This is a genomic window from Protofrankia sp. Cj5 (genome assembly GCF_917627405.1).
In the GTDB taxonomy this organism is placed as follows: domain Bacteria; phylum Actinomycetota; class Actinomycetes; order Frankiales; family Frankiaceae; genus Protofrankia.
Genome location: NZ_CAKJTO010000203.1, coordinates 1 through 3,774, shown reverse-complemented (window position 1 = coordinate 3,774; position 3,774 = coordinate 1). Strand labels below are relative to the sequence as shown.

The window sequence follows — 3,774 nt, the reverse complement described above, 5'->3', positions numbered from 1 at the left end:
ATGCAGCATCGCGCTCTCGCGATGCGCGCTGCCGGCGCCCGGGACCTGCGCGGCCTGCGGATCGCGCGGAGCGGCGCCGGCTGGCCGCGGATCATGATAGTGATCGACGAGTTCCAGGTGATGCTGACACCGCTGGACGCGGTGTCGCGGGAGGCTGTCTCGCATCTGGAGGTGCTGGCCCGGCAGGGGCGTGCCTATGGGATCCACCTGCTGCTCGCCAGCCAGACTCTGTCGGGCATCGACGCCCTGGACGCCACGGCCGGCAAGCGGGGATCGATATTCGGCCAGTTCGCGCTGCGGATCGCGCTGCGCACCTCGATCTCGGAGTCGCGGGTGCTGCTGTCGACCACCAACGAGGCGGCCGGAGCGCTGGCCGGTGTGGGTGAGGCCATCGTCAACCGGCGTAATGGTCATCCGGCCGGCAACGAGCTCGTCCGGGTCGCCTATCCGGAGCCGGCGATGCTCGCGGCGCTGCGCGCGGACCTGTCCCGGGCAACCGCGGCCGGCGGCGCGGGCAACCGGCCGCCGAAGGTCTTCGTGGGCCATGCCCCGGCTCTGCTGGAGGACAACCCGCTGTTCCGTTCGCTCGCGGGCACGCCCGTTCCAGTCGACCGTACCGACCCCGACCCCGACGAGGCTGACCGCGGCGCGCTGGTTCCCGGTGACCAGCGCGGTTCCGCCCGTCGGGACGCGGGGGAGACGGCCGAGCCGTTGGCGCTCGTCGGAGTTCCCCTCGACCTGCATCCCGCCGCCGTGGGCGTACGGCTGTCCCCACTGCCAGGACGTAACCTCGCGGTCCTGGGGCCGCTGCGGCGTGAGGCCGTCGGCGTGCTGCATGCGGCTGTCACGAGTCTCGCGGCCCAGGCCGGGCCGGGCGGCATGCGGGCTGACATCGTCGCCGTCACCGGCGAGATGCTCCCGGCGGCCGGCATCCTCGCGGCCCGGGTCCGTGCTCTCGGCCAGGAGGCCGAGCTGCACCCCCCGGCCTCGCTGCGCCGCGTGCTGCAGGAGATCAGCGATGCGGTGCGTACCCGGGAGGAATCCGCGCTGGCTCTCGGGACGGACCTGCCAGGTCCACACCCCGGGCCGCTCCAGCCGTGGACCGCCGTGGGGGCGCGGGAGGAACCGGCGGCGCGCCGCCAGCGGCCCGCGCGGCTGCTCGTCCTGTTTGCCGCCGATGCCGGGCGTGCGGTCCTGGAGGCCAAGAACCCGGCCACCCGTCGCTCCGGTCTGGACGATCTGCGCTTTGTGACCCGCCGGGGTCCGGGCCAACGGGTGCACCTGCTCGGCTGGTGGCGTGGCCCCGGCCGGCTACTTGATGATCTTGGCCCTACGCATCGTGATGATATCGGGGCATGGGTCGCGGTCGGCGTTCCCGGCAATGACCTGTTCAGCCTCGCCGGCAACCGGTCGGTCACAGCTGCGGCGAGCGTCAACCGGGCGGTCCTGTTCGACCGGAACAACCAGGCGGAAGCACGCACGATCATCCCCTTCGCGCCGTTGCGGCAACCCGTGGACGCGGCATGACCGGGCCGGTCGTGGGCGCTGGCCACAACGGCCAGCGGAACGCACCCCCGGCCTCCGGCATGACTCACGATCACCGAGCGTTGATTGATCTGGTCGAGCAACCGGGTGCGTCGCTCGCTGTGCCAGCCGAGGGGCCCGGCCATGGCAGCGGCAACGCCCGTGACCCCGATCTCGACGATCCGAGAACCGCGGCCGCGCACTATCGCGCGCTGCTGGGTGAGCTCGATCAGGCCCGGACCAAGGTGGCGGACCAGGTGCTTGCGGGCCAGGAACGGCGCGCCGCGCTCGCACGGGCGCACCGGGACTCCGCGCAGGCGATCCGGGCCAAAGTCGAAGACGCGTGGCGGACGATGGCGGAGCCACTCGCGCAGCACGGCATCAGCGACCTCGACCAGCTCCGCCCGTCCCCGGTGCCGGATGCCGACGAGCGTGCCGCCTCCGGTGTGGCGCTGCCTGAGCACACCGGCCGGTCATCCATGCGGGCACAGCACCGTCGTGCCGGTGCCGGGGGCCGCGGCCGTCCCAGCAGCGCAGCGCTTGAACGCATCACCCGCTCGGGACGGCCCGCCGCGGGAGCCGGCGATACCGCCGCGTTCGACCCGGCCGGGGCTCCGGCCCGTGCGCACGAACTGTGTCTCACCGCGATGGGGCACGCGGCCGAGCTACGGGCGGTCACGCGGGCCGGCTCGACAGCGTCCGCGGCAATCGTTATCGGCCTGGCCTGCCTGCTGATAGCCGCCGGGGTGACCGCGCTGCGGCTGTTCCTCGATGTCGCGGCGCTTGCGACCCTGCTTGCGACCCTCGCCGTTGCCGCGCTGGTCGCGGGCGTCTGCGTGGCAGCCCTCACCGACACGGGCCGCGTCGAGACAGCCCGGGCCGCGCTGCTTGGAGCGGGTACGGCCGGCGCCGCGGTGCTGGCGACCGTTCGGGTCGCGCCGCTGGACCCACCCGGAGTGATCATTTCTTTGGTGGTGCTTGCGCTTGCCGTCCGTTTTGGGCTTGGCGTCGGAGCACCGCGAGATCCGCGGCGTCAGTGAACCGGCGGTTGTCCGGATCCGATCCCCGCGGCGGTGACAGAAGAAGGGCAGGATTTCTGTGACAAGCACCATCGCCGACGTCAAGTCCCAGCTTGGCGAGGCATTCAGGCGCACCGATGAGGTCACCGGACAGCTGGACGGCGCGTTGACCATGATTGAAGAAGCGCAGGCGATTGTCCTGGCCGCGACCGACGGCAGCGCCCACCGAGCCGTGGAGCAGCTGACGAGCGCTCTGATGGAGACACGCGAGCGTATTCAGGAGTCGCTGGCGGCCCTGGGCTCCGCCGTCCAGGAGGTCCGCGACTACAGCGATGGGCTTTAGCACGCCTGGCAACAGGGGGCGCGGCATCGCGCGGGACCGGGGCACGCACCTCGCGTCATCGCTCCCCGTCCATCGCTGCGCGATGCACGGGTACCCCGGCTCGTCGGTCGCCCCCACCACCTCCGGTGACTCTCTGTGATCATTTCACTTTTCGCGACGGCGAGGACGGCGCCGACCCCGCGACGGGCGATTACGGGGTCGTCCGTCCACCCGGCGACAGTGGCAATCAGGTCGGGCTGCGAAGGCTTCGACGTCGGCGCTGCATCCGTCCGGGTCTACGCTGGGGCAGGAAACCATCGGTTGATCATTACGAGTTCTCGCAAACCGTCATGATCGCCGATGGCTTCTTCGTGTCCTGACCTGCGTCGGAAAGCGCTGGGTCGGGCGCCCACCGTCAGCCCAGGGACCACAACTGATCACAAAAGTCAGGTTGGAATACTCACGGGGCTTCGCCCCGGCCCGGCGAGGCGTGTGTCTGTGGCCTGGCTGTGATCTGGGGCTCCGGTCGGGCGGTGTGACGGGTTGACGATGAACCCGTTGTGATGCCGCTACCTGGCGGCGGTGTGGCCAGTGGCCGACCGTCCCGGACCGGAGCTGATGATGACGCTACCCCGCACGATCGCCCACTTCCCGGTTCCTCACCGGTTAGAGGACGTCGCCGTTCCCCAGGTTCCGCAGCCTGTTTCGGCCGGGGAGAGCCTCCCCAGTTCCCGCCGTCACCATCTGGACGTTCCGTGCCCCCTACGCCGAGGAGTTCCTCGCGGCCGCATGCAACCACCGAACCAGCCTGTGCGCCGTTCCACGAGGCCCCTTTCCGAGGGAACCAGGTTCATCCCGACCTGATACATCCACACCCACCACCCCTATACGAACCATCTGACACCCCCG

Annotated in this window: 2 protein-coding genes and 1 pseudogene; all 3 read left to right on the top strand. The window is 70.9% G+C overall.

The features are described from left to right. Positions 1-1,527: pseudogene (locus MJ777_RS22510) on the top strand (cell division protein FtsK); the annotation flags it as partial. Beyond that, complete coding sequence (locus MJ777_RS22505) at positions 1,524-2,564, top strand: hypothetical protein (protein ID WP_239377715.1); 1,041 nt, start codon at positions 1,524-1,526, stop codon at positions 2,562-2,564. The pseudogene MJ777_RS22510 and the gene MJ777_RS22505, both read left to right, overlap by 4 nt. Positions 2,565-2,622: 58 nt before the next feature. Further along, the gene (locus tag MJ777_RS22500) at positions 2,623-2,886 is read left to right on the top strand and encodes a hypothetical protein (RefSeq protein WP_239309475.1); all 264 of its coding nucleotides are present in this window, start codon (positions 2,623-2,625) and stop codon (positions 2,884-2,886) included. The last annotated feature ends 888 nt before the right edge of the window (positions 2,887-3,774 follow it).